The organism is Kutzneria buriramensis (genome assembly GCF_003387475.1).
Classification (GTDB): domain Bacteria; phylum Actinomycetota; class Actinomycetes; order Mycobacteriales; family Pseudonocardiaceae; genus Kutzneria; species Kutzneria buriramensis.
This window is the reverse complement of the sequence record NZ_QUNO01000022.1, coordinates 171,118-196,243: the sequence shown is the minus strand read 5'-3', so window position 1 is coordinate 196,243 and position 25,126 is coordinate 171,118. Positions and strand designations below refer to the sequence as shown.

The window sequence follows — 25,126 nt, the reverse complement described above, 5'->3', positions numbered from 1 at the left end:
CCACCGCGATCGAACTGCCGCCTATAGGCAACGGACAATCCAAGCGAGGAGACGACGATGAGGACCTGGGGACGTGGACCGACACCGCCCAGTCGGAGCGCCGCGACGTGACCGACTCCTGGCTTTTCACCGCCGACCTCATCCACAGCGCGATCTTCATCGCCAGCCTCGCCGCCGTGTCGAAGACCGCCGAGCGCACTGACTTCGGCGCACTGCCAACCGGCCTCGCGGTCGTTGCTGCTGCCGCCGCCAACTGGGCCCTCGGGACCGGCCCGTGGCTGGTCGACTTGTTCACCGTCCATGCCGCGGTCGGTCCCGCCTCGGCCTCGGAGCAGCCAATCCACGGCACGCTCACGCAGGCCCTGGCGGCCATGTCTCGCATGATGTCGAGGGCGTTGGTCATCCTCGCGGCGGCGGCATTCGTGTTGATCATGCTCATCAACTGCGCGGCGGGCATCTGGACACGCCGGCGAGAACACGACCAGCCGTGGGCCGATCTCACCCAGACGCACGACGAGATCCGCGACCAGTGGCATGCCTACCTGCTCGACGCCCGCGCGCAACTACGGTCCCCCGCGCTCAACGACGTGACCTTGCCCACGACCCAGACGTTCCTCGACGCGGCCGAGGACGCGGAGATCTGCCGCCGGCGAGGCACGAGCCCTTCCTCCGACGATCTCGCGGCCTACGCCGACGCTGTGCAGCGACTCCAGCAGGCATGGAACCGCGTCGCGCCTGAGGCCGAGGCAGCCGGCCCGCCCAATCCTCCACCGGCGGCCGCCGACCTCGACGCGGACGCACCGCCGGCGTCGGCCGGATGAACGCCCTCTCGCCCGCCAACTGTTCGTCCTCCGGCCCCGTGGAGACCCCATGACCACCGCCCCTGGCGTCGACGGCACCGTTGTCCCCCTGCCCAACCCCTGCCTGATCGTGATCATGGGTCTGTCCGGCAGCGGCAAGAGCACGTTCGCGGAGGAGCACTTCGCGCCGATCGAGATCCTCAGCAGCGACCGGACGCGCGCCGTCGTCAGCAACAACGCGGCCGACCAGGACAGCACCAGCGCCGCGTTCAACCTCCTGTACGCGACGCTGTGGTACCGGATGGCCAACCACGTCACCACCGTGTTCGACGCCACCAACCTGGAGGCCGCGCACCGCGAGCGGCTGCTCAACATGGCCCGCCGCCACGCCGTGCCCGCCATCGCCGTCGTGCTCGACGTGCCGGTGAAGCGGTGCCTGCAGCGCATCGCCCGCCGGCGTCGCACCGTGCCCACGGACCGCATCCTGGCCCAGGCCGACCTCTGGCCGGAGGCCATGCGCCAGATCGGCGACGAGGACTTCGCCGCGCTGCACGTCTTCACCGAGGACCAGATCCCGAACGTGGTCTTCCGTCAGGACCTCCCGCCCGCCGACGACCACGGGCGGTGGGTCCACGTGACCCAGGTCGCCCCGGGCCCGGGCGCCGTGTTCCGGTTTCCCGTGGACGAGGTGCGGCGCAGGCCGGACTTCTTCGACCATGTCCACCACGGTGAGATGGCCGAGGTGCACGCCGCGGCCGAACGAGCGTTCACACTGGGCAACGCCCACCCGGACGACCTCATCGAGCCCTACAGCAGCCAAGCCCGCCAGCACATCGCCGCCGGCAACACCTCGATGTCGGTCGGCGCCCGACTGAAGATCGAGTTCCCCGGCGAATCCCCGGTCTACCTGCGCTGCGAGGACACCGGCTGGACGATCACCGACGCGGTCGGAACCGGCCCCGCCTGGTCCGACAACGGGCACGACGTGCAACGCGAGATCGACGACCAGGACCCGGACTGGCGGGACGAAGAAGACACCGTCGAACGCCGCCGGCGGCTGGCCATCATCCACGGCGCCGTTCCGGAGATGGTCCCCCGACTGCTCGGCCTCACCTCCAGCCGACGCAGCACCCGATAGCTCGGCTGAATGCCCCACCAATCGACCACTCGATCGGAACCTCTAGCCGACTTCCTATCGGCCTACTGGTCGGTCTCGCCCTCGAACTATCGGCGCTGACCAGCCTGAACGCCATCCGGTCCGTCAGGTGTGGTCGTGATGACCATGATGTTCAACGCCCGCGTGTCAGTCGCGGCGTTGCTGCGGGTCCGCACGGCCAGCGGCGCGCGGCTGATTCTCGTCACACCGGCAAGGCGCAGTTCGAGCCTCTGGGCGGTGCGCTGACCTACCGGCCCTGCGCCGCGGCGGGACTGCTGGACGAACTCGGGTGGCGCGCCGAGCGGACCCCCGACTCCACCGGACGCGTGGATCTGCGAGGCGTCCTCCCCTTGCACTCCCTGCCGGTGTTGTTGGCCTGGCTCGGCACCGGCCACGGCCGTGAACAGGCAGACCAGTGTCTGCGCCGCGAACTCGGCGAGAAACTCGCCACGATCGCCCGCACCGGCCCGGACGCTCTCATCGCCGCAGCCGCCTTCGCGCACGTCCGCACGGTCGTGGAGAAGCTCGCCGCCCCAACGCCGGACCGGCCGTGTTGGCAAACCCGCTGGTTCGAGATTCTCGACCTCGCCCCCGGCGCCCTGCAGGACCACCTGGCCGCCCTCGCCGCGGATCCCGACGTGCCCGGCGTCTGCAGCGCGACCTGGCTGGACATCTCACGCGGCCAGGTCGGCGCGACGACGATCGCACCGCAGACCCGCCACCTCAGCACCGCGGCGACCGCGATGCCCGGCATGCCGGTGATCCCGTCCCGGCAGATGAGCCGACGGTGACCCAGATCGGCGTCCTCCCCACCGGGGACGTCGAGCCAGCCCGCGTCGCAGCCCTGGCCACCGGCGCAGTCAGCACGTTTCCTACGATGATCGGAATGCGCAGCTCAACGACCCCTGGCGACGACCCGGTCGCGCAGGCACGCGGTCTGGTCGACCGCACGCTGACCGCACTGCTGCGCCCCGACATCACCGACGAGCAGGAACACGCAGCGGCCGAGACGTTCCTGGACACCTGCACCCCGCAGTTCCTGGCCGCGCTGACCGGCTCGGCCGAGGACACCAACGGCCGGCTCGTGCCGGTCGCTGAGGCCATGGCCGCGGCTGCTGGCCACTTCCGAGCTGTCCAGGTTCTCGATGCCCGCAGTGAACTGGTTGCCGCACGAGGCTCGCTGGTCGCCCTGGACCCGGCTCCAGCCCCGGCGACCACCACCGAGACCTGCGATGTGTGCGAACGCGAGTCGCCCTGCTGGGCGTTTCCGATCCGAGGGGCCACGATCCTGCTGGACCTCGGCACGGCGAAAGCGGCGATGCTGCTCGTGTGCGACGGCTGCCGCACGCTGGTGCAGGAGTCCCGCAGCGACGCGGAGTTGGCGCAACGCGCCGGACGACCAGACGTGTTGCCCCGCTCGTTGCGTGATCTACGCGCCCGCCTGCTCGGCGAAGCCGCCGCGTGGCCCGGTCAGGCCGAGTGAGCACCTGTCGAACTGAGCGGAGCCCGGCGGCCGGGTCCGGCCAGCGCGGCCGCGCACGCCCTGTGCGCGGTCACCAGCGAGCCGCCGGCGGTCCGGTCGACATGCCAGCCGGCGTTGGCCAGCCAGCCCAGTAACGGCGCGGGCAGTCGCCCGTCGGCGTTCGCGGTCGCCAGGACACGTTCCAGGAGGTAGCCCTCGTCGCAGACCGGGCAGGACAAGCTCACCCCGACGATCCCGGTCGGTTCGCAGCGGATGCAGTGCCGGCGCAGCACGACCTGTTCCCCGACCATGTCCAGCCACAGCATGTCCAGGTACTCCAGATGCCGGGACCGCTCAGCAGGCTCGGTGCCCGGCTTGTAGCCGCAGGACGGACACTGCAACAGCACCGTGCTGGCCTTGGCCAGCTCACGCACCGCGACGAAGACCGGGGTGTCCAGAAGATCTCCGGCGTTCATCGGTGTGGCCAACAGCCATCGCAGCTCTCGCCGCAGGCCCTCCCCGTTGTCGCTGTTCACCGTGGCGACCAGCCGCTTCAGCCACCGCCGCAGGTCAGCCGCCAGCACACTGGATCCCGGCGAGGAGATCGGCTCGACCTCGACGGCGTCAACGACAGCCTGGACCGCGATGGCCACCGCCTCGGGGACCGCGAAACGCCAGCCGATCGGGTCGACGACCTCCGCACCACCCTCGGCGACCGGCGCGCTGTCGCCGGCCAGCGCCGTGTCGCCGGACTCGGCCTGCTGCTCGGCGGGTACGCCTTCCCGGACCGCGAACATCTGCTTGGCTCGGCGCGTGGTCATGCCCAGCTGAGCGGCGATGGCCGGCCAGTCGGTGCCGGCCAGCAACTCCGCCTCCACCGCCGCGGCCAAGGCCTCGGTCGCGGCGGCGTGGACCTGCTTCGCCGCCGCCAGCGGGCCTGCCGGTTCGACGGCGATGGGCTGCCACTCGGCATCGAGGCGGGACTGCAGTTCACCGGCCTGCGCGAGCAGGGCGTCCACACGCCAGGCGACTTCGCGCTGAGCCGTCGCCACCGCCGCGCGCCGGACCAGCTCGTCCGCGGCGACTGCGGCCGGGGACGCCACCGACGACGGTCGGCGGTCCCGGTACGCCGCCTGGCGGCACTTTTGGCTGCAGTACGTGCTAGGGCGGCCGCCACTGCGCCGCTTCTGCGGGAGACTCGTGCCGCACTTCGGACAGGTTTCGTCACCCATAGGCCGACGCTAAAGCGGCGAAGGTTGTGACGAAACTAGGCGCGCCGAGCACGACCGAAGTCGTCTTCAGCATGACGGCGTGCCAGAGCCGGTGCTCGTTCGCCGGAGAAGATCAGGTGCTCAGGCAGCGTGCACGGACGACGTCGGGGCCAGCACCTGGGTGATCCGACCGTAGAAGTCCCCCGCCACCCACTGGATGTTCGACGGGCGCGTGCCGCCGCCGGCGACGAACTCCTGCAGCGCCGCGCGTGTCTGGTCGAGCGGGATCGCGGTGAACCGGTCGTGGTAGCGCGCGGTGTCGGGGTCCGAGGCCAGCCACGGGTCGTCCAATGGAGGGTTCGGGTTGTAGCTCACCGAGAAGCCGCTGTCGGCGTCGTTGAGGTACCACAGCAGGGCGCCGAATCCGGCGTCCGGGTTGGCGGCCACCCGGCAGACCTGAGCCGGCTGCTCGTCGGAGAAGTCGTCGAACGGGGCCTCGGTGAGCAGGAGGTCGCTCGGGCGACGTGGGTCGGCGCCGAACACCAGCTGGTCCAGCAGCGCCGAGACCTCGGCCGGAGTGCGGGCGTGCCGCCACTGGCCGTCGACCACCGCGTTGAGGATCATCACCGTCGCCTCCCTTCCAGCACCGATGGTAGCCCGGCACCCCGGGTCCACACAGTCAGCGCGCTGCCCCGGGGCAGGATCGCGGCCACAGCCCGCGGGCAGCTGAGGAACCCGGAGCAAATGGAGTCGTGGTTGATCACCACCGTGAGGTGCTTGATGTTGAACTCGCGCATGAGCATCGCGAGCTGGACCTCGACGTGGCTGGCGACCGGTACCGCCGTGAGCCGGGGCTTGCGGACCGCGGGTGAGGTTAGGTGTTCACGCAGGTAGGCGTCCGCTTTGACGAACCACTCGCTGTGCTCCCCGCTGATCACTAGCTCGTCGAAGCGAAACCCGTCGTCGTCGAAGACGATGCCGGTGGTGACGTGGGTGCGCGGGTCGGTGGTGGCCGGGTCGATCTCCTTGCCGACCTCGGCGGCCCAGACGGCGTCGCGGGCCCACGGCGGCCTGCTGGGCTCGGACGTCGACACGCCATGACCGTATCGACCCGATCACCAGCCAGGCTCGCCGGCGTCCGCGCCGCCAGCACATCCCGTTGGCAGCGGCCGCTACTGCGGCTGTCGGGTGTTCGGGACCAGGCCCGAGGCGGAATCCCACGCGGCGTCGACAACCTTCATCAGCGCGCGCAGCTCACGCAGCACCGGACCGGCGGCGGTGCTGACCACCCGATGTCCTTTCCGAAGTCGGCGCAGCATCAGCTCCCGGCCGGCGCGCGTGCGCAGCACCAGGACCCGGCACTCCTCGGACCCGACCTGATCGGCCAGGGGGCGGTCAGGATCGGTGGTCTCGACGTTCGCGCCCACCCGCGCCCAGCCCTCGAAGCTGATCAACAGGCCGAAGTAGCTCGGACCGAGCACGGAGGGCAGCGCGTGCCGGTAGGGCGGCGTCGCGAAGTCCTCGGCGGCGACGCTGAGCAGCAACTCGGGGTCCACACTCGCCTCCGGCGCGACAAGCGGCCTGATGCCGACCTCCCGATCCGACAACCGGTCGAGGGTGAACAGCCGGGGCGGCTGGTCCCAGCCGGAACGGGTGATCTCCTGCTCCAGGGACGCGAGCATCCGCCCCAGACTTTCGCGCCCCGGTTCGACGATGTGCGGCACCCGCACGGCCGGAACCTTCGTGGTCGAGCACTCCATGGCGTGTCCTCCGCCATCTGCCGGCCCCTGCCGGCCTCAAAGTCCTTGTGACAGCACAATTCTACCGGAGTGTTGTGCAGTCACAACAGTTTTGACATGCTGTTTTGGCCCCATCACCCGAGGAGGTCACGGTGGGCGAGAAGAACGCCGAGTCCGAGCCGGCGCCGAACTCGCCGCGCGCCATCGGCGCCGAGGACCTGGTGACCTTCACCGAGATCGCGCGCCGCGTCGTCGAGCAGAAGCTGGCGCCGAGCATGAGCCAGCAGAGGGTCTCCCGGCTGGCCGCCAGCGATCCCGACTGGCCCGTGCCCCGGGAAGACTGGATCCGCGTCGGCCGCGCCTGGCTGGTGCCGTGGCAGCCCATTCAGACCTACTTCAAGAACCGGCGTCCGCAAGCAGGGCGTCCCCCCAGGGACAAGACCGCTGCGGACCCCGCCACGCCCGTCTGACCTGCGAATTCGCGCTGGCGGTGCACGGTCGACCTACCGTGGAAGTGCACTCATCAGGGGGACGGCATGGGCAACGCGCGACGTCACACGAAGGTGGTTTTCGCCGGCGAACACGACACCACGGTCGCGATGCCCGCCGCACGCGCGAACGGCCAGAAGGTCCTCGCCGAGGACATCAACACCAGCAAGGACACCTGGCCGCCGCCGCTGACCTGCCTGTTCTGCGCGACACCGGTCGTGGCGGTGCGCAGCTCCACCGGCGAGCACAAACGCCAGGCCGCCCACTTCCGCCTCGGCCGCAACGAACGGCACCGAGCCGGCTGCGACTTCGACGTGCACGCCCAGGTCACCGAGCTGATCGAGCTCGGTGATGGCCTGCTGCAACGCGGCCGCGACGGCTACCGCCTGGTGCTCCCGGAGACCCTCGCGCAGCCCCGTCCCCGGCTGGCCGACCGACACAGTCCGGACCGCGCCGACCCGACCTACGCGCGCAAGGCGCGGACGTTGCTCAACACCGCGGCGAAGGTCAACGACCTCGTCGAGACGTACCGCCTGCATGGCGGCGACCTGCACGAGCTGTTCCACGCCAGCTGCGGCGGCCGCAAGGTCAGCTGGGCCGAGTTCTTCCACTTGCCGCGCGCGGCGTGGCGGCTCGGCGACCGGCTGAAGAACGGGCCGCTGGAGCACCCGGTCGCGGTCGCGCTGCAGGTGCGGTTCTCCGGGACGTCCCGCACCGGCGAGACCTTCTACATCGAGCAGCGCGCCCCGGCGGCCTGGAGCGACACCCGCGGACAGCGCTACCACCTAGTGATCCGATCGAGGGAGGAAGCCCTGCTGCAGCCCTACTTCCAGCAGGGAACCTGGGCGCTAGGCCTGGGCTTGTGGGAGCTGTTCGAGTGGCGCGGCGGAAACCGGACCGACGTCTGCCTGTGGGTGGACTCGCCCGAGCAGATCGCCGCCATCCCGGCGCCGCCGACGATGACGACCAGCCGCGGCACTGCCGGATAGCTCGACTAGCTCGCCGCGGCGCTGCCCGGACCCGGGCGTCGTAGCCGGCCAACCCCCTCATCCGGCGCCTCGGGATCAGCACCCTGGCCGTTCTCGGCATGACACGCCGGCCAACAGCAGTCCGTCGACGACGATCTCGGCATACCCGGAATCCGAACGCCGCCGGCCCGCGGGGCGACCGCCCCCGGCAACCCGGAGGACCGATTCGAGACGAACAGACGCGGGCCGGTCTCCTCCCCCGGCCCCGGCCTCTCTCCGTCGGGCCCCTGACCAGCCCCTCCCGCGGCGGCGTCCGAGAAGCACCGCCACCCACCGGTACGTGACTGTTTTGCTTACTTAACCAGAACTGCCAGGTTTTGGTTATTAAACCTATTGACCTGGTTTTGTGAGCCGTTCAGCTGACCGCCATGCGACGGCCCCATCCCGCGGGTCTCGGCGCTGGCTCTCCCGGGCAAGCGCAGAACTTCACGGCCGCGTGTCGCCCGAACGGGTCCGGCCCCGCCTATAGGCAACGGAAGGTCCCGAGCGGAAGGAACCGGAGATGCCGTGCACCAACCACGCACTGGCGGCGCAGCTTCGGCGTCCGGCCCGACCGCGCCGGCCCCGACCAACCACGTAATGCCACCACCCGGCGCGGCATCAGCCCTAGCCTGACCGCCCGCCCCTCGTGGTGCTCCAACGCAGCAACGGCACACGGCTCGGCCACCGTGCGCCGCACGAGCACCGCACCGCGACCAGCACGTCCACAAACGGGGAGCACCGATGAGCAACCACTTCAGCGGGACCAACACGGGATTTCTCCTGCAGACCTCGTCCCGCATCGAGCAGGTCGACCTTGACGCGTCCGGCGCCGGCGTTCACATCACCGGCCACTCGCCGGAGTCGGGGGACCCGTCACAGCTCATCACCTACCTCCAGGGCGAACTGACCGCGGTCAACCGACGCATCGCCGAGGACGGCGCGACCGAGGCGCTGACAGGCAAAGCAGAAGGCATCGAACTGGCCATCGCCGCCGCGCTACGGCTCTTCTCCTGACCCCGGTCGCACACGGAAAGGAGGCGACGATGCGACCGTTTCCCACGGGAGACTCGGTGTGGCCGGCGGGCGAGACACGCCTGCACGCCTACCTCATCCCCGACCTCGAACGCGACCCGGACCTCGGCGACCTCGTCAACGCCACCCGCGCTGTGCTGGCCGACTACCCGATCGTGCCGGTTCGCGACGCGTGGCTGCACGCCACGGTGCAGCCGGTGACCGGCCGCAGCGCGCGAACCATCGACGGCGAGCACCGCGCTCGCCTGATCACGGCTCTTCGACACCGGCTCGCCGACCTTCCTCCGTTGAGCCTGCTCGCCGGGCCGCCGCTGATCACCAGCGCCGGCGTGGTGCTGGACCTGATCCCGGACAACGAGTTCGACGCGATCGTCGCCCGCGTCCGCGGGGCGATCACCGCGGTGCTCGGCGAGGACGCCGTCGACTACGACGCCCGACCCGGACACCTCGCGATCGGCTACGCGGCCGCGACTCCAAGCGTGGACGAGCTGGCCGACCTGGCTCACCGGCTGCGCCGGATCCGGCCCAACCGAGCCACCCTCACCGTCGAACAGATCCACCTCGTCGATGTCGAGCAGGACGCCCGACGTCACCAGTGGCGATGGACCGAGGTCGCGGCCTTCCCGCTGCGAACACCTGCCGGGATGACGGCGTGACCGGCCCACGCTCGCGCGCAGACGCCCTCGGCCCCTTTGCGGTGGCGGTGTTCGCGGTCGCCTCCGTGGCCATCGGCCGCGACGGCATCAGCGGCTCCGGCGCGGCGCTGAGCGACTTGAGCTACGCCTCGCCGGTGTGGACCTACCTGTCGGCCGCGGCGATCATGCTCGCCATCTGGGGCGTGCTGGCCGGAGGTGCCTATCCCTACCGGGTGGTGCTCGCCGACCACCCCTCGCGAGCGCAAGTATGCGTCCTGCTGGGCCTTGTCACGGCGCAAGGATTGGCGGGAATTCTGGCCGCTGTCGCCTTCGATCGGTTGCATCCCATTGCGCAACTTGCCGTGGGGACGCTACTCACGGCCTCGGTGATCGCGATGCCATTGTGGGTGACGGCGGCAGTCGTCAACGGCTATTCCGTGGTATTCAACGCTCCTCTATTTCGGGGCGACGTCAGCTAGGACAACTGCTCCTCAAGTTTGCACGCGGGAGGGTGGACCGATGGTGTTGGGAACTGGTGCGAGATCGTCTCGGGCGGTGGTTGCGGATTGTGACTCCGGGACCGCGTCTCGCTCGGAAGAGTGAGCAGTGAATGTGACGGCACGTGGCGATCATGGGTCATCTGTCCCTCCATGGAGTGAGGATTACTCATCTCTGTCGCTGGATCACCGCAGATCGGGAACGGTGAAGCAAGCACGGCCATCCCAGTCGGCACCAGCGGGCAGCTGCTGTGAAGGGCCGTACAGGTACGTGTAGGGGGTATGAAGTGAGCATTGACGACGGCGATCAGTACAGCATTTTCGAACCGACTCGACGGCAGCAGGCCAGCAGTGCGCTGGTCCGCGCGGCTGAGGCCGATACGGCACGGGAGCGCGCAAGCCGCGGAGCGACCGCCAACGCGTTCGACGAGAGCGACGTGTTCATCGCAACAGACCTCGAAACCGGCCGCATGATGATGAACACCGACTCCGACGGGCGGTGGATGAGGGTCTATTCGGACGCGAATCTGATCCCCGGCTTCAAAGAAGGCGAAATCTCGCACACCTGGCGCAAGGGCGCGCGACTTCTCGACGAGCTGCCGTTTGACGTCGGCGTCGTGCTCGACCCGGGCAAGCCGCACCAGCGCGTTATCCGCTACCCGCGCGCCACGCCGAAGGTTCCCGAGCAGGCACCGGGCGAGACCGAATGACCACCGCGCCGGCGTTCCTGGACACCTACCAGCGGGCCCTGCACGAGGGGGCCGACCCGGCCACGTTCGAACAGCGGATGCGCGCGCAGTTCCGGGCCGCGCAGCTCTACGCCACCCGTGACGGCGGAGCGGTGCAGATCCGCGTCTCCCCCGGTGTCGGCGGCTGGCTGTGCGTGTTCACCAGCCTGGAGTCCATGGCCAACGTCGTCCCAGAAAGCGACTACTTCTCGCTTCTGGGCGCTGACATGCTCGACAACGTCATCCCCATCCTGTCCGCCGCGAGCGGCGACCAGCTCGCCGGTGTGATGGTCGACCTCGGCGCCGAGCACATGCTCCCGCTGCCAATCGAAACCCTGCGCCGCTGGCGAGGCGAGCCCCCACCTGCAGCGCAGGCTCCGCCGCCGGCGTTGGCGGGCATCCCGCGGCAGCAGCAGCAAGACAGGCAACCGCTATGAACCCGCCCCACGACGACGCGCGAGCAGACGTGGTGGTCAGCCTCCGCGCGGCCGCCCTGAGAACCGAGACCATCGCCGACCAGATCCGCGATCTACGCCCGGCCGACGGGTCCGACCTGTTCGGCAACAGCCAGCTGTCGGCGACGGTGGGCGCCTTCGTGCAGGCATGGGCCCGCGCCGTCACCGGTCAAGCCGCGAGGGTCTCGGCACTGGCCGACGACATCGAGAAGACCTATCCGCACCAGCCCGGTGGAGAACTGCCATGACCATCCCCGGCCAACGACGCCCAAGCCCGGTCGCGACGGCGGCGACCCTGCCGCTCTGGCGGGCGCAGATCAGCGCCTACCTGGCCTGCGCCCGGCTGCGGCGCCTGGCCGACAGCGGCCACGGAGCGTTCGCCGACGCCGTCACCGCGCGCCTGCCGGAACTGCTTCGCGACGCCCGCGACCTCCACCGCCAGACCACCGCGGTCAGCGCCTTGCTGTCGGCTGCGCCCCTGGAGAGCGCAGCTGGCGGACAGGGCGCAGCCCCTGTCCTGGTCGACGCGGCGCTCGCCGGCGTCAGCCAGCAGGTCGCCGTGCTGCTCAGCCGGGTGCCCGAGACCATCTCCCCAGGCCTTGCCATGCTGCTGGACAAGCTCCAGGCCCAACTCGACGGGCTGAACGCCGCCGGCGAGAGCCTGGCGCACGTCCTGTCCGGCCAGCCGGCACCCGCCACGTCGGACGGAGCCGCTCGGTGAGCGCAGGAGCGTTCGGCGTCGACCTGGACGGCCTCAAGCAAGCCGGCGACGGAATCCAAGGCGTGCTCGACGAACTGGGCACGCTTGGCTTCGCCGCCGACGCCATGTCCGGAGGGGCCGTCGAAACCCTCGGCCTCAGCGCCGACCAGATGGGCGACGACGCCCTCTCCGCCGCCGAGATCGACCTGTGCGGGCGGGCGCACTACCTCGTGCGCGGGCTGGTGGACCAAGCCCGGGACACCGTCGACAAGCTGCGCGACACACGGTCGATCTACGAGAAAGTCGAAGGCGGCATCACCGACTTCCTCAACCGGCTCAAGGAAGACACCTTCGGGGATCCAACGAAGTCCTCCACCGCCGTGGACGACGACCCCCCGGCCCCACCTGCCCCGGCCGGGCCGACCCCGCCACCGCGGCCACCCACCATCGGCATCGGCCGGCTGGCAGAGCGCCCCGAGTTGGGCAAAACCGACGACCCGATGCTGCTGGTGCCCGGAGACTCCCAAGCGATCCTCAAAAGCGCCCAGGGCCTAACCATCCTCGGCGACGCCATGGTCCAGGCCGCCGACGGGATGGCCCGCATCGACACCAGCAGCCACTGGAACGGCGAGGCCGCCGACGCGTTCCGCAGCTACTTCCACGACCACCCCGCCCAGTGGGCCAAAGGGGCCGCCTTGTCCACGGCCGGGGCCGCGCTCCAGCCGTGGGCCGAGGTCCTCGTGTGGGCGCAGAACGAGGCCGCGGCCTGCATCGCGCAGTACAACCACGGCCAGCAGGCCACCGAGCAGGCCAAGACGCAGTTCGCCACCGCCGTTGACAACTACAACAGCCGCGTCGACGCGGCCCACAACGGAGGCCCGCCGCCCGGCCCGGTGCCGCAGTGGACCGACCCCGGCCAGGCCGACCGCGATGCAGCCCAGCACCGCCTGGACGCGGCCTACGCCAAGCTCAAGTCCGCCGCGCAGACCGCCCTGGGCACGATCGGGCAATGCCGCGACAGCCTGCCGGAGGAACCCGGCTGGCTCGAGCGGATGGCCGACGACTTCGCCGACCAGAGCCGGCTCATGGTCACCGAGACCGGCTCGATCATCCAGGGCGCGTTCGAATCGATCGAAGGCATCGCGAAGCTGCTGCGCTCCGTCAACCCGGTGGACTCCTACAACATCACCCACCCGATGGACTACATGCACAACGTGCAAGGGCTCGGGCAAGGCCTGCTGCACGCGGTGACCCACCCCGTCGACTTCCTCAAGGCCGCGGTGGACTGGGACACCTGGTCGAAAGATCCCGGCCGAGCCATCGGACACCTGTTGCCCAACGTGGCCGCCGCTGCTTTCACCGGCGGCGCCGCGGAGGCAGGGTTCGCCGCCGCCGACGGGGTCACCGCCGGCATAGTCGGCATGGCGCGGGCATCCGTGCCCAAGGTGCTGTCCGCCTTCGGTCGCGACGCCGGCGAGACCGCCGCGCAGGCCGGCGGCCGCGAGGTGGCCGAGGCGGCAACCCAAGCCGCCACCCGGGAGGCCGCGACCGGAACCGCGCCGTGGCACCAGTTCCCGGACCACGCGCCGCCACCGCAGCCCCACGGCCCCGTAACCGACTACGACTCGTACGCCAAGTACTACTCGACCGGCGACCCCAGCTTCGGGCCGACCGGACACACCCCGCCCGACGCGGCCGCGTCCCCGGAGATTCCCGCCCAGCACGTCCCCGACACGACCACCGCCGGCATCGACCAGCACCAAGCGGCCGTGCTCGAGCAGGCCGGCCACGGACTCGACGGCGTCGAACAGAAACTCGACGCCCTGCACGGCGTCGGGACGCACGTCGAGAGCTACACCCCACATCCGGTCGAGGCGCCGCCTGGCGGTCCCCACCACGCCCCACCCGACCTGCGTTCCCCGGACGTCCCAGGGCCTGGCCACCGGCCCGGCGACAGCCCGGCCGGCACACCCCAGTCCCGCCGGGACCCCAACCTCTACATCGAAGAAGACCCGAAGGTGCGCGACGACATCGCGCACACCGCCGTGCATCCCGACGCCGACCCGGCGAAGCTGTCCGTCGACACGGTGTGGCGCGACTCGCGGGAGCCGCTGTACCGGGTCGACGACCGCAGCCCGGCAGAGATCTTCCAAGGACAGGAACCCGCGGGGTTCGCCCCGTTGAACCCGAACAACACCGACCTCAGAACCTACGTCGGATGGAACCACGAGTCGGCGTTCGTCTCCACCACCCGGAAACCGGACTACTGGCTGACCGAACGGAACGGCGGCTGGTACTACGAGGTCGACGCCAGCGGCGGAATCGACGTCAACAAGACCATCGGATCTCATTCCTATGAGGAAGAAGAGGAAATCGCCATGCTGGGAGGGATTCGCCCGGAGCGAATCCGTGGAGCCTGGCCAATACTGTACGACGAAGCGACCCGCACGCGAACACTCGGCGAGTGGCTCCCCAATCCGAACTTCCGGCCGATAGGATGACCAGCATGGCACGGCTTGCCGAGACCACCGTCGACGCCCGGCACCGAGACGGGCGGACCTGCGCGGCCCACCTCGTGCTCACCCGCAACGCGGACAAGCCACCCCGAGCGCGGCACCCCACGCCGGTCGATTTGTACGAGGTCGTGGTCGACGCGGAGCCCTTCGGCGTGATCACGGCGCGCAGCGGTGTTCTGTGGCACGCCCTCAACGACGCTCGGACACAGCTGGAGAAGCAAGGCTGGCTTCTCGGGATCATCGCAGCCCATCCCGACTACTACCCCACGCACTGGCCGCGGAACCCCGAGGCGGACATGCTCGCCGACTACCGCCGACAAGTCGCTCCCACACTCGGAATCTTCGAGAAGATCGACCCTGCGGACGCGGCCACGGTCGATGTTCAGGAAAAGCGCTACCAGGAGTGGCGTGAAAGCGGTCAGGTGGTTCGCTCATGACCGCGGCCGTCGACTGGTCACAACCTATCCCCGTCACACCGGAAATGCTCCGGCAGGCCAAGAGTGCTACGCCCGGGCAATGGATCTACAGCGTCGATCCCCAGTTCGGTCCGAATGACGGATGCCCGCCCTGGGCTATTCGGGGCGGGTATCAAGTGGGTCCGCACGGTGAGATCGACACCAGCACCTGGACCTACAACCCCAACTATCGTCCCGGCCCGCGCACCCAAGGATGGCCCGAGCCGACGAACGCGCTTGAAACAGCCCTGGAACTAGCGGCGTGCGGGTATGGTCCGGAATGGGACCTGCTGGCCGCACTTCTCGACGCGGAGGTGATCGTCCCGACCGTGCCCGGCGACCCGGGGTCCCTGTCGATCGTGAGCGACGCGGACGACCGCCCCGTGATCGTCATTTACACATCCCGGCGGCGTCTGACCAACCACGTCCGCAGCTACCAGACCGTGCCGTTCGCCGGGCTCACGACTGCTCTCGGCGGGGCCGCCGTGAAAATCAACCCCGGGTCTCCGCCGTCGGTCGTCATTTCCGGCGACGAAATCGTGGATGCACTCCGCCGTCGGAGTGAGCCGGGACGCGCGCCAGGGCAATGAAGGTGGCGGGCACCTGCCCTTCAGGTGCCCCCGTCAATGTGCGAACCGGTGTCAGTTGTGCGCGGCCTGGAACTTGGCGACCAGTTCGGCGGGGATCCGCCCACGGTCGGAGATCTTCTCTCCCTGTCCGCGCGCCCACTCCCGGATTGCCTGGTTCTGCGCACGGTCGCCTCCGGCGCGAACTGTCGCCTTCACACCCGCGCCGCGCTGCTTCCGGCCGCCAACTCGACGAGCCTTCTCCGTGTAGACCTCCACGCTGCCCCTAAGACGCTTGGCATTCGCTTCGGAGAGGTCGATGGTGTAGTCGACGCCATCGAGACTGAACGTGACGCTCTCGTGGGCCTCGCTTCCGTCCAGGTCGTCAACCAGCTGAACAATCGTTTTCTGAGCCACGGGTTTCCCATCTGTTGATCAAGCGCATGTGGCCACTCGGCTACGTTGTAACGTCAAGCGGGAGCTAACCGGGTGGCTAAGCGCGTAGTTAGCGATGCGCGGTTCATGCTAACTCACTGGCTGCGAATTCGCCAAATCTGTTCTTGGCATGTTCTTGCACGCTGATGATGTGTCAGAGAGCGGGCGCGGACGAGTGAAATCCGGGGCTGGTGTGTGCTATCCGTCATGGACCATCACGATGCCGCCGCCCGCCGATCGAACAGCTGTACCGCGCCGGAAACGGCCTCCTCGGCCGCCCAGGTCGGGTACAAGGAGAGACGGTAGTCGCCTTCGATCCGAAGGGTGGAAACGCCAGCCTCCGTCGCAGGCGTCACGTGCTCCCCCTGAACGACACCCAGTATGTTCCACCGTCGGCCGTGCGCGTGACCTGACGCGAACTGCCACGGGAAGAGCACCCCCATCGCGGTGTCGAGCTGCTCCTCGGCGGCCTTGACCGCCTCGCTGCTGGTGTACCCGCGGCGGATGCCCGTGAAGTCCAACCCCCGGCGCGCGGCCACGACCTCGAGCTTGTCCATCCGCTCCTGCAACGACACCGGCACCGGGACGCCGGCGGAGCGTGCCGCCCGGTCGCCGTCGGTGATGTCCTTGGCGTTCCACTGCAGGGCGCGCCGAACACGGTCATCCCTGCCGGCCGGGCACAGCATCCAGACCGCGGCCGAGGCGGTCTCCAGCGCACCCCGAGCGAGGGTGAACGGTGCCGTGGCGTGCAAGTAGCCGGAATGCAGGACCAGCGCGCACAAGGCGTGCAGATGATCGATCGCGCTCAGCAGGCACACCTGAGCCGCATCGGAGACTCGATACGGAGTCGCCGCGGCGTCATCGCCGGCCAGCGGGCTGCCCGAGGCGACCGCGAACCCCGTCGGCGAGCCGGAGCGCTCGATCAAGGAGTGCGCCCGCGTAGCGATCCTCTGCCACTGGTGCTGCACCTGCTCGTCGGACAACTGCGCCGGGTCCACCTCGCCATCTGACCACGAGAGCCGGCGCAGCTGTGGTCAATCCCGAATATCCGGTACTCCGCAGCGTGTCGAATGCCCTGATCCGGTGACTTCTCCAACGGCTTCTACCCGAACGCCTGTTCGACCATGCGTCGGTTCGCTATAGAAGATCGTGCCCGGTCGCCCGGCCGGCCAAGGCAGGGAGGTGCTGTGGCCCGACGCCGCCGACCAGTGGAAAACCCCTTCGCTGGCACCGAAAACGAGCTGGTCACTCCAAAGTGGAGGTCGGCCGCCTTCGAGACGCAGGCCCGTAATACCTCCCTGTGGCGCATGGTGCTGCGCTTGCCCGACACCGCTCGCTACCTCGCCGCCCGAGCATGGGCGCAGCGGCCGACCATCGTGGTCCTGGTCCTGATCACCACTGCCGTCAGCGGCGTTGCGTCCGGTGTCGGCCTCTACTCCACCGCCTCGGTGCTGCGCCAACTGTTCACCACGGCGCCGACCCCGCAGCGCCTGCTGGCCGCGGTGCCCGCCGTGCTGGTGGTGATGAGCGCGCTGGCCGTCCAGCGGTTGGCCGACGCGATCAGCCAGTACGGCACCGAGGTCACCAGCGTGCTGATGCGCCGAGCCTGCGGGGAGGAGGTGTTCACCGCCTCCATCACCGTGCCGGTCTCCGCCTACGACGACGCGACCTGGTACGACGCCCGCGAGCTGGCCTCCCAGTCGGGCAGCATGCACGTCGACGGCGCCTGGACGCGGATGGTCACCGCCGTCGGATCGCTCACCGGCCTCGCCGCCACCGCGACCACACTGGCCTTGCTCGACCCGATGCTGCTGCCGGCGTTGCTCATCTCGGTTGTGCCCGACTCCTGGGCCGCGCTGTCCAACTCCCGCGCCCTCTACGACATGATGCGCCGCCTCTCCCCCTTCCGCCGCCGACGTTGGCTGATCGAGCGCCTGGCCGACAACGAGGAAGCCGCCCCGGAGATCCGCGCCTACCAGGCCCAACCGGCACTGCTGGCCGAACTGGCCAAGTTCGGCGACATTCTGCAGGACGAAGAACTCGCCCTGGCCAGCCGGCAGGCCCGCACCCGACTGCTCGGCCGCGCGGCCGGAGGCGTAGGCCTCGGCCTGGCCTACGCCCTGCTCGGGCTCTTCGTGCTCATCGGACGAGTTCCCCTGCCGGTGGCCGGCAGCGCCCTTATCGCCATCCAGACCTCCCGCGCGCGCCTCGCCGACGTCGTGCTCGCTGTCAACCGGCTCTACGAAGAATCCCTGTACGTCAACGCCTTCCGCGAGTTCCTGCGCGACTGCGCCGACCGCGTCCGACCCGCCGTGGCCGGACGAGCCCCGACCGCGCCGGAGACCTACGAGTTCGCCCACGTGTCCTTCGCCTACCCCGGCTCGGAGAAACTCGTGCTGCACGACGTCACCCTGCGCATCCGCCGCGGGGAGAAGGTCGCCTTCGCCGGCCTGAACGGCTCGGGCAAGACCACGACCGCGAAGCTGCTCGCCGGCCTCTACCTCCCTACCAGTGGACGCATCCTCCGCGACGGTGTCGACGTAGCTCAGGTTGACCCGGACTCCCTGTTCGACGGCGTCGCCATCGTCATGCAGGACGCCATCCACTGGCCGGTCAGCCTTGCCGACAACATCCGCTACGGGCGCCCCGACCGCCACGACCTGGACGACACCGCTCTGCTCGCCGCCGCGGCCGCGGCCGGCGCCGACGACGTGGCGGCCAGCGCACCCCACGGCTGGCGCACCATGCTGTCCAAGCAGTTCGTGCTGGGCACCCACCTGTCCGGCGGCCAAGAACAGCGCGTGGCTATCGCCCGCGCCCTCTTTCGGCAGGGCAGCCTACTGATCGCCGACGAGCCCACCGCCAGCCTGGACGCCCTCGCCGAAGCCCGGATCTACCGCTCGCTGGCGGAGTTGGACGAGGACACCACCTGCGTGCTGATCACCCACCGAATGGCCTCGGTGCGCACGTGCACCAAGATCTACGTGTTCGACGAAGGACGAGTCGTCGCCGAAGGCACCCACGACGAACTGATGTCGCTGGGGCCTGGCACCCGCTACCACGATCTCTACCAAGTCCAGGCCGCCGCTTACCAGTCGCCCGACGCCCTGTCGACAGCGTCCTGACCATCGTCGCGGCCACGCTCCGGCCAACCTCGGCGCCGCTTGGCCCCTGGTCGGGCTTCCTTCGACCCGCAGCCCCAGCCACGAACGGAGAATGACCAGTGCCGTTTTTCAAACGGGACAACCCACAACGCGACGACGGGCCGAACCCGCCCCGGACGCCGTTGATCGCCCTCCAGGACATGCCGAAGGCGACTGCGCCCGTCCCCTACCTCGGCGCGGAGACGTTCGACCTGATTCCCGGGTACCTCTTCCTCAACTGGGGCACCGCGGCCGGGGTGCTGACGGCCGCCTACGCGACCACCGACAACAACGGCTGGAGCCGGTCGGACTGGGTGCGCGACCTCAAACCTGAAACGAAATGCCTGATCCAGGTCGCCCGCGAGGGATTCCACGCGCCCGACGGCCCGGACGTGATCGACTTGTCCATTGAGGACGCGCACGACCGCGGTCGGCTGTGGCGGTACTACGCCCGTGCCATCGGCCAGCCGGCCCCGTACTGGCCCAAGGACGTCGCCTTCGAGGACTTGATGACGGCCTGGCGGCCCGGCCATCCCCCGGTCACCACGACGCCCGTGCTGAGCCCGGACGTGTCGCCGCTGCTGCAGATGTCGGCGCTGTACCCGCCGGACTCTCCGACCCATCGCGTGCTGATGTACTACTACCTGCGCGTGCTGCACGACGCTGGCACGCTCAGCCGGTGGGCGGCCGAGGCGGCGACCGACGAGCACTTCCAAGCCTTCGACGAGGACCACCCCGCGGCCTTTACCGACCGACTCGTCCTCGGTGCCGCCGCGATCGACGTGCCACAGCCGAAGGCACTCGACGACCTCGGCGAGACCGCGATCCGCGCCGTCTTCGCCGAGATCAGCAGCAGGCATGACACCCTGGCGGTGCGCGTCATCGAGTGCATCCACATGTTCGGTGCGGAGCACCACCTGCCATTCGCGGCGATCGACCGCTACCGCGTGGGCGAGACCGCGATGCTCGACGAGTGGCTCAAGCAGTTGGACGAGGTGCCGATACACGTCCCGGACCCCCGGTTCGGGCACTTCGCGCCGAAGTACTACCCGCAAGTCCAGCGACGTCTGGTCGACCGGGCAACCGGCGCACCCGTCGTGGAGCTGGTCGACTTCCACGGCGAGGTGGAGGAATACGTCACCGCGCTGCCCCGCCGGCTCCCCGCCACCACCCCGCTGGCCGAGCTGATCATCGACAACGGCGGCCACAGCCTGTGGGTCCGCACCGGTGACGGAACCCTGTACCCCGCCCGGGCGGTAAGTACGACGTGGCCTGGGGCTACTCCGGCTCCTACATTGCTCCGCTGATCGAACGGCTGCTCGACAACGTCAACACCGAACCCATCGACTTGCCCGAGGCGCCGCAGGGCAACGGGCTGACGAAGTTGACCAAGAAGGACGTGCCCAACGGCACGGTGTTCAGTCGGGCCGAGTTGGAGGCTGCCCGCAGGCGTTCCTGACCGACTACGGCGGCCCGGCGCTACACGGCGTCGCCGTATAGCTGGTCGGCGTCCAGCCATACCGGTGACGGCGCCGCCGTGACCACAACCGCGCTGGCCAGCGACGCGAACGGTCCCCGCCGAACACCAACCCGTTCGGCGGGGACCGCAGAGCACCAGGCGCTGGTCAGGCCGGCCGTGGCGGATCGACCAACTCGATCCCGATCGCCACCACGCCCAGCGCTTCACGCTCGGGCGGGTAGATCTGCCGAATGTTGGCCAGCTGGTCCTCCCGCGTGGCCAGCGGATTGACCGACGCGACCGGCTCGTGGTCGAACATCTCCTCGAAGGAGTCGTAGCGGGCGACCTTGGTGACCCTGGTGAGGACCTCGTCGCCCTGGCAGCGGAACCGGATCAGGTTGCCCACCTTGATGTTGCGGCGACTGGAGTCGTTGACCCGGATCTCCGTGGTCTTGCGGCCGGTCGCGATCAGGTCGAAGTAGCGCTTGTAGATGCCCATCTCGTGGGCGCGCACGGGCAGCGAGACGGGTCGGGCGGTCATCAGGCGTCCCAGTTCCTTGACAGTGAACGAGCGGAAGAAGTGCTTGGGGTCGGTCAGCAGCTCGGAGACCAGCCACACCAGGGAGTCGACGTAGTTGTCGACGTCGCCGGGCCAGGCGGTGGTGTCCAGCATCCACGGCTCCACGTCGGCCGGCAGCACGCCTTTGCCCTGCTCGCGCAGCAGCGACTTCGACAGCTTCGCCCCGGTCGGCGCGAGCACCTGCGGGGTGAAGATCCGCGAGGGCATCGCCGCCGGCGGGGTGCTCAGCGCGCCCAGGGCGCCGTCGACGAGCTGGCAGCCGAAGGTCCAGTCGCCGCCTTTCATCATCACGTGCAGCACGTCGCCGTCGCGTCCCAGCGCGCGTTCCTTGACCAGGTTCCGGTACAAGGTGGCCAGGTCGAGGTATGGCTGATCGTCTTCCGGGTCGATGTGGACCTCGTAGTCACCGTGGTCCAGACACACCGCCGTGAACGTGGCGCCGTCCTCGTCCAAGCTGACGAGTTTGGTGCGGTCGCCGCGCTTCTCCGCCCACCCACACTCCGGGCAGGGCACCCGGATGTGCACGACACCGTGGGACGGGGCCATCCACCAGCGGATGTCCTCGATGCGTTCCAGCGTGCGCAGGAACTCCGCGCGGAAGCCGGGGCTGGCCTGCTGGTCGGTGTAGGTCTCGATCACGTACGGCGTGCCGGTCGCCTCGGACAGCGAGTTGAAGAAGGCCCGGTAGTAGCCGTCGATCAGCTCGCCGATGCGGTCCTTGCCCAGCGCGTGGAAGTAAGTCTGCTGGTAGGCGTGGTGGGTCTCCGGGTCCAGGATGACCTCGTGCGGGGCGTTGTCCAAGGCGCCGAACCGGACCGTGGTGTCGATGGAGAACTCCCGGCGGGCGATCTTGGCCAGCAGGAACGCCGCGGTCTGCACCAGATTGGTGCCCAGGTGCGGAGCTCCGTTGATCTGGGTGCCGACCACGAACTCGATTCGGGACGGCCGCGAGGCCAGCACCCGGGGGCGTAGCAGGTCGATTGACCGCAGCAACGCGTTGGCCAGCACGCTGTTCGGCGAGACCAGCAGCCCGGGTGTGCCGGGCTTGGTGGTGCGGGACACCGCCATCACGCTCCTCGGCTCGGTTTGGGCAGGCGCAGGTTGGCGCAGATGAAGTCCAGCCGGGCGGCGGCCGCGTCGGCGGGGACGAACACCGGCTCGTAGCCGGCGTCGTAGTAGCCCTGCACGATCAGCTCGTGGACGCGGCGGATCTCCCGTTCCTTGGCCCACACGATGTCGTCGGGGTCCTCGAAGGTGTCCAACGGGTCCAGCACGAAGATCGCGTCGTAGCGGTAGCGCTTCGTGGCGTCTTCCAGCTCGGCGGTCGGCTTGAGGCCGAAGAAGCCCTCCCAGCCGTAGCCGTCAGGGATGCCCCGGTTGTAGAAGCGGATCCCGTGGGTGTGGGCGGTGTACTCGGCGATGAACGCCTCCAGCACTTCGAGGGAGTACTCGCGCCGGTCCTCCTTGAGCAGGTGCCGGCCCAGCCGTTCGCGGTGCTTGCGGTAGATCTCCCGGCCGGGCTCCTCGCTCATGCACGGGATGCCGGCGGCGTGCACGGCGGCGATCAGGTCGTCCTTGCCGGAGGAGGGGCCGCCGGTGATGACATAGCGGCGCGGGTCGCCGTCGGCAGCCGCTTCCAGGGCGGCGGCCAGGGTGCGGGTGGTGGGGGTGCTCACGTGGTCGGTCCGTTCTCCTGCTCGATGGAATCGGTGGGTTCGGCGGCCGCCGGCGGGGTGAGAAAGCCGTCGATCCAGGTGTTGCCCAGCCCGGTCTCGTCGTGCAGGGCGTGCACGAACTGCTCGCGGCTGGCGCCGCCGGCGGCGGCCTCGGTCAGCCGGGATGCCTGTGCCTGCGTGAGCGTGGGGGCCCAGCCGGCCAGCGCGACCAGGTCGGCGTTCGGCACCGCCTCCAGGTCGGTGCCGAACGCCGTGGTGTAGCCGATGGCCTCGGCGCGGGCCGCCGCCCACCGCCACGCGGCGGTCACCGCGGCGTGCACGACGTCGACCCGGTCAGCGTCCAGGCTGACCAGCCGCTCGACCGTGAGCAGTTCGGCGCGGGCGGCGTAGATCGCCGACCACAGCCGGCACAGGTGCTCCTCATGCTCGGCGACCTCCCACGCGAACGGGTCGGCCTGTACCGGCTGCCGGCTGGTTGTTGGCGCCAGGCGGGGGGCGATCATCGGCAGCCGGGTGAACCGGTCGGCGTCGGCGAGCAGTTCCCAGGCCAGCTTCTCGACAAGTTTGGGCTCGACCCGCTTGCGAAAGTGGTGCACCTCGTGTCCGGCCTGTTTAGCCGCCAGCTCTCGACGGGCGGTGAGGTTCTGCCCGGGCTCGGCCGGCGGCAGGCCGAACAGCGCACGGGCCGCCGTCGCGTAGCGGGCGTCGGGGAACCGGGCGAGCAGGCCGCGCAGCGTGCCGTCCAGCGCCGCGGTGCGGCTGGCCGGGTCGGCGGGGTCGACCGCCCGGGCCACGATCCCGCGCAACTCCAGCAGAGCAGGGTCAGCAGCGGCCGGGGTGACTGGCAGGCCGAGCCGCGTAAGGCGAGCGACCGCGTCGACCACCTCGTCCTCGGCTGGGCGTTTTGTGGGCATGCGTTGAGTGAACCACGATGCCCACAAAAAGCCCAGTCATAGCGGCCCGGATGCTTATGGCGCTGGGTGAGACCGGCACGGTTGAGGTGATCCCGCTGCGCCTGGCGGGGTTACCCGGCGCTGCCCTCTACCTGGAGGACACAGACGTGTCGGATCCGTTCAGGACGCCGCTACGACGCGTCCACCAACTTGCGTCGCTGTCGTGCTGGAGGGTGCCGGCCGGGTGTCTAGCGCGTGTCGGCCGCGGCCAGGACGGCGTCGACCAGCCGTTCGGCCGCGTCCGTCCGGCCACGCAACCGAGCCCGCCGCGCGATCTCCTCACGCCGGCCGGCGTCAGCGAGCAAAGGCGTCAGGGCGGCGGTCAACGTCTCCATCGACACCTCGTCCACCAACGAGATCGCAGCGCCGGCCGCGGCGAGGTTCTGGGCGTTGTGGACCTGCTCGTTGGCTGCCGACGACGCCAACGGCACCAGCACGGAAGCCTTGCCCAACGCCGTCAACTCGGCGATCGTGCCCGCGCCGCTGCGGGAGATCACCACGTCGGCCAAGGCGTACACGTCGGGCAGCTCCGGGCCGACGTACTCGGTCACCAGGTACCGCCCCGCGAGCTCGCGAGGCAGGGACGCGGCGGCCGCCTGCAACTCGGTGGCTCGGCCCCGACCGCACTGGTGGATCACGTTCGCCTTCGCCAGCAGCCACGGCAAGCCGTCGCGGATCATGTCGTTGATCTGCTTGGCGCCCTGGGCGCCGCCCGTCACGTACACCGTCGGCAGGCCCGCCGAAAACCCATGCAGCCCTAGCGCCTGCACCGCCTTGTCCGGCTGGCCGTGCAGCAGTTCGGGGCGCACCGGGTTGCCCGTGACCACTGCGTCTTCTGCGATCCCTGCCGGCAGCAACGGCAACGACGACTCGGAAGAGAGCGCGACACGCGTGGCAACACGGGCCAAGAGACTGTTGGTCAGGCCCAGCCGCACGGTCTGCTCGTGGATCACCAAGGGCCGGCGGCACACCTTGGCAGCCAGACCAACCGGCACCGCCACGTAGCCGCCAGTGGCGAGCACGGCGTCCGGGTGGAAGTCTGCGACCAACGATCGCGCCTGCAGCACGCCCAACGGCACGCGCCCCATGTCCGTGACGTTAGCCTTGGATATCATCTTCAGTGGATTCTTGGCGCGCCGGATCTTGCCGGTCGCGACCGGGGCGAACCGGATCCCTTCGGCTTCAGCGACCTGTTGCTCCAGCCCGCCGGCCTTGCCGATCCACAGCACGTCCGTTGTCCTGCCGGCGCCCGCGAGACGCGCCTGCAGCGTGCGGACCGCGGTCAGGGCGGGGTAGGTGTGGCCGCCCGTCCCGCCGCCGGTGACGAGCAGTTTGAAGGCCCGGTCGGGCCTTCCCGACCGCTGTTCGCTGTTCACAGAGACGTTCTCCACTGTGCGTTGTGGGGGTCGGAGCCGTTGCGCTGCAACGA

Annotated in this window: 30 protein-coding genes; 20 read left to right on the top strand and 10 right to left on the bottom strand. The window is 69.6% G+C overall.

Annotated features, from left to right (window positions below; translation table 11 throughout):
* Positions 1–176 precede the first annotated feature (176 nt).
* The 5 genes from BCF44_RS46560 to BCF44_RS46545 all read left to right on the top strand — a co-directional run bounded on the left by BCF44_RS46560 (position 177) and on the right by BCF44_RS46545 (position 3,439).
* On the top strand, positions 177–821 hold the full coding sequence (locus BCF44_RS46560; RefSeq protein ID WP_170218128.1) for a hypothetical protein: 645 nt from the start codon (positions 177–179) through the stop codon (positions 819–821).
* Positions 822–870: 49 nt separating this feature from the next.
* Positions 871–1,938, top strand: coding sequence for an AAA family ATPase (locus tag BCF44_RS46555; protein ID WP_116180982.1), 1,068 nt, complete (start codon positions 871–873; stop codon positions 1,936–1,938).
* A gap of 135 nt (positions 1,939–2,073) precedes the next feature.
* Positions 2,074–2,202, top strand: coding sequence for a hypothetical protein (locus BCF44_RS58820; RefSeq protein ID WP_281283236.1), 129 nt, complete (start codon positions 2,074–2,076; stop codon positions 2,200–2,202).
* Complete coding sequence (locus BCF44_RS46550) at positions 2,187–2,747, top strand: SMODS-associated NUDIX domain-containing protein (protein ID WP_342775731.1); 561 nt, start codon at positions 2,187–2,189, stop codon at positions 2,745–2,747. The genes BCF44_RS58820 and BCF44_RS46550 overlap by 16 nt, the downstream gene beginning before the upstream one ends.
* Before the next feature lie 95 nt (positions 2,748–2,842).
* Entirely contained in the window at positions 2,843–3,439 is a 597-nt protein-coding gene (locus BCF44_RS46545; protein ID WP_147328924.1) for a hypothetical protein, read from the top strand.
* On the opposite strand, the gene BCF44_RS46540 is transcribed toward BCF44_RS46545, so the two are convergent.
* The 4 genes from BCF44_RS46540 to BCF44_RS46525 form a co-directional block, all read right to left on the bottom strand.
* Positions 3,427–4,521: a hypothetical protein gene (locus tag BCF44_RS46540; RefSeq protein WP_116180979.1), complete on the bottom strand. Its 1,095-nt coding sequence runs from the start codon at positions 4,519–4,521 to the stop codon at positions 3,427–3,429. The two genes, BCF44_RS46545 and BCF44_RS46540, sit on opposite strands and share 13 nt — an antisense overlap.
* 249 nt (positions 4,522–4,770) lie before the next feature.
* On the bottom strand, positions 4,771–5,253 hold the full coding sequence (locus tag BCF44_RS46535) for an Imm1 family immunity protein (RefSeq protein ID WP_116180978.1): 483 nt from the start codon (positions 5,251–5,253) through the stop codon (positions 4,771–4,773).
* The gene (locus BCF44_RS46530; RefSeq protein WP_116180977.1) at positions 5,253–5,723 is read right to left on the bottom strand and encodes a DddA-like double-stranded DNA deaminase toxin; all 471 of its coding nucleotides are present in this window, start codon (positions 5,721–5,723) and stop codon (positions 5,253–5,255) included. The genes BCF44_RS46535 and BCF44_RS46530 overlap by 1 nt, the downstream gene beginning before the upstream one ends.
* A gap of 78 nt (positions 5,724–5,801) precedes the next feature.
* Positions 5,802–6,389, bottom strand: coding sequence for a hypothetical protein (locus BCF44_RS46525; RefSeq protein WP_116180976.1), 588 nt, complete (start codon positions 6,387–6,389; stop codon positions 5,802–5,804).
* A gap of 131 nt (positions 6,390–6,520) precedes the next feature.
* On the opposite strand from BCF44_RS46525, the gene BCF44_RS46520 reads away from it, so the two are divergent.
* The 12 genes from BCF44_RS46520 to BCF44_RS46465 all read left to right on the top strand — a co-directional run bounded on the left by BCF44_RS46520 (position 6,521) and on the right by BCF44_RS46465 (position 15,475).
* Entirely contained in the window at positions 6,521–6,838 is a 318-nt protein-coding gene (locus tag BCF44_RS46520) for a hypothetical protein (protein WP_116180975.1), read from the top strand.
* Positions 6,839–6,904: 66 nt separating this feature from the next.
* Entirely contained in the window at positions 6,905–7,846 is a 942-nt protein-coding gene (locus BCF44_RS46515) for a hypothetical protein (protein WP_116180974.1), read from the top strand.
* Between the two features lie 762 nt (positions 7,847–8,608).
* Complete coding sequence (locus BCF44_RS46510) at positions 8,609–8,881, top strand: hypothetical protein (RefSeq protein ID WP_116180973.1); 273 nt, start codon at positions 8,609–8,611, stop codon at positions 8,879–8,881.
* Between the two features lie 29 nt (positions 8,882–8,910).
* Positions 8,911–9,555, top strand: a complete 645-nt coding sequence (locus BCF44_RS46505; RefSeq protein WP_147328922.1) for a hypothetical protein — start codon at positions 8,911–8,913, stop codon at positions 9,553–9,555.
* The gene (locus tag BCF44_RS46500) at positions 9,552–10,013 is read left to right on the top strand and encodes a hypothetical protein (protein ID WP_116180971.1); all 462 of its coding nucleotides are present in this window, start codon (positions 9,552–9,554) and stop codon (positions 10,011–10,013) included. The genes BCF44_RS46505 and BCF44_RS46500 overlap by 4 nt, the downstream gene beginning before the upstream one ends.
* A 305-nt stretch (positions 10,014–10,318) precedes the next feature.
* Positions 10,319–10,741 (top strand): hypothetical protein, encoded by a 423-nt coding sequence (locus BCF44_RS46495; RefSeq protein WP_116180970.1) that lies wholly within the window; start codon positions 10,319–10,321, stop codon positions 10,739–10,741.
* The gene (locus BCF44_RS46490) at positions 10,738–11,196 is read left to right on the top strand and encodes a hypothetical protein (protein ID WP_116180969.1); all 459 of its coding nucleotides are present in this window, start codon (positions 10,738–10,740) and stop codon (positions 11,194–11,196) included. The genes BCF44_RS46495 and BCF44_RS46490 overlap by 4 nt, the downstream gene beginning before the upstream one ends.
* Positions 11,193–11,462, top strand: coding sequence for a hypothetical protein (locus BCF44_RS46485; RefSeq protein WP_147328921.1), 270 nt, complete (start codon positions 11,193–11,195; stop codon positions 11,460–11,462). Before BCF44_RS46490 ends, BCF44_RS46485 begins: the two co-directional genes overlap by 4 nt.
* A complete protein-coding gene (locus BCF44_RS46480) occupies positions 11,459–11,935 on the top strand; it encodes a hypothetical protein (RefSeq protein ID WP_116180967.1) in 477 nt (158 codons plus the stop codon). The genes BCF44_RS46485 and BCF44_RS46480 overlap by 4 nt, the downstream gene beginning before the upstream one ends.
* Positions 11,932–14,415: a putative T7SS-secreted protein gene (locus BCF44_RS46475; protein WP_116180966.1), complete on the top strand. Its 2,484-nt coding sequence runs from the start codon at positions 11,932–11,934 to the stop codon at positions 14,413–14,415. The genes BCF44_RS46480 and BCF44_RS46475 overlap by 4 nt, the downstream gene beginning before the upstream one ends.
* A gap of 5 nt (positions 14,416–14,420) precedes the next feature.
* The gene (locus BCF44_RS46470; RefSeq protein WP_147328920.1) at positions 14,421–14,867 is read left to right on the top strand and encodes a hypothetical protein; all 447 of its coding nucleotides are present in this window, start codon (positions 14,421–14,423) and stop codon (positions 14,865–14,867) included.
* A complete protein-coding gene (locus BCF44_RS46465; protein ID WP_116180964.1) occupies positions 14,864–15,475 on the top strand; it encodes a type VII secretion system-associated protein in 612 nt (203 codons plus the stop codon). Before BCF44_RS46470 ends, BCF44_RS46465 begins: the two co-directional genes overlap by 4 nt.
* Positions 15,476–15,526: 51 nt before the next feature.
* Here the strand turns inward: BCF44_RS46465 and BCF44_RS46460 are convergent, their stop codons facing one another.
* Together BCF44_RS46460 and BCF44_RS46455 are read right to left on the bottom strand one after the other, a co-directional pair.
* Entirely contained in the window at positions 15,527–15,868 is a 342-nt protein-coding gene (locus BCF44_RS46460; RefSeq protein WP_116180963.1) for a histone-like nucleoid-structuring protein Lsr2, read from the bottom strand.
* A 233-nt stretch (positions 15,869–16,101) separates the two neighbouring features.
* Complete coding sequence (locus BCF44_RS46455) at positions 16,102–16,884, bottom strand: hypothetical protein (protein ID WP_116180962.1); 783 nt, start codon at positions 16,882–16,884, stop codon at positions 16,102–16,104.
* Positions 16,885–17,205: 321 nt separating this feature from the next.
* On the opposite strand from BCF44_RS46455, the gene BCF44_RS46450 reads away from it, so the two are divergent.
* From BCF44_RS46450 to BCF44_RS46440, 3 genes are all read left to right on the top strand, one after another.
* Positions 17,206–19,011, top strand: coding sequence for an ATP-binding cassette domain-containing protein (locus tag BCF44_RS46450; RefSeq protein WP_170218127.1), 1,806 nt, complete (start codon positions 17,206–17,208; stop codon positions 19,009–19,011).
* A gap of 179 nt (positions 19,012–19,190) precedes the next feature.
* A complete protein-coding gene (locus tag BCF44_RS46445; protein ID WP_170218126.1) occupies positions 19,191–20,336 on the top strand; it encodes a hypothetical protein in 1,146 nt (381 codons plus the stop codon).
* The gene (locus BCF44_RS46440; RefSeq protein WP_116180959.1) at positions 20,297–20,488 is read left to right on the top strand and encodes a hypothetical protein; all 192 of its coding nucleotides are present in this window, start codon (positions 20,297–20,299) and stop codon (positions 20,486–20,488) included. The genes BCF44_RS46445 and BCF44_RS46440 overlap by 40 nt, the downstream gene beginning before the upstream one ends.
* 166 nt (positions 20,489–20,654) lie before the next feature.
* Here BCF44_RS46440 and BCF44_RS58230 read toward each other — a convergent pair whose 3' ends face one another.
* The 4 genes from BCF44_RS58230 to BCF44_RS46425 form a co-directional block, all read right to left on the bottom strand.
* On the bottom strand, positions 20,655–22,136 hold the full coding sequence (locus tag BCF44_RS58230; RefSeq protein WP_246016206.1) for an ASCH domain-containing protein: 1,482 nt from the start codon (positions 22,134–22,136) through the stop codon (positions 20,655–20,657).
* Positions 22,136–22,744, bottom strand: a complete 609-nt coding sequence (locus tag BCF44_RS46430) for an AAA family ATPase (protein WP_170218125.1) — start codon at positions 22,742–22,744, stop codon at positions 22,136–22,138. The genes BCF44_RS58230 and BCF44_RS46430 overlap by 1 nt, the downstream gene beginning before the upstream one ends.
* Positions 22,741–23,658: a hypothetical protein gene (locus tag BCF44_RS56165; RefSeq protein ID WP_170218124.1), complete on the bottom strand. Its 918-nt coding sequence runs from the start codon at positions 23,656–23,658 to the stop codon at positions 22,741–22,743. The genes BCF44_RS46430 and BCF44_RS56165 overlap by 4 nt, the downstream gene beginning before the upstream one ends.
* A 227-nt stretch (positions 23,659–23,885) precedes the next feature.
* A complete protein-coding gene (locus BCF44_RS46425; protein WP_116180957.1) occupies positions 23,886–25,073 on the bottom strand; it encodes a UDP-N-acetylglucosamine--N-acetylmuramyl-(pentapeptide) pyrophosphoryl-undecaprenol N-acetylglucosamine transferase in 1,188 nt (395 codons plus the stop codon).
* Between the last annotated feature and the right edge of the window lie 53 nt (positions 25,074–25,126).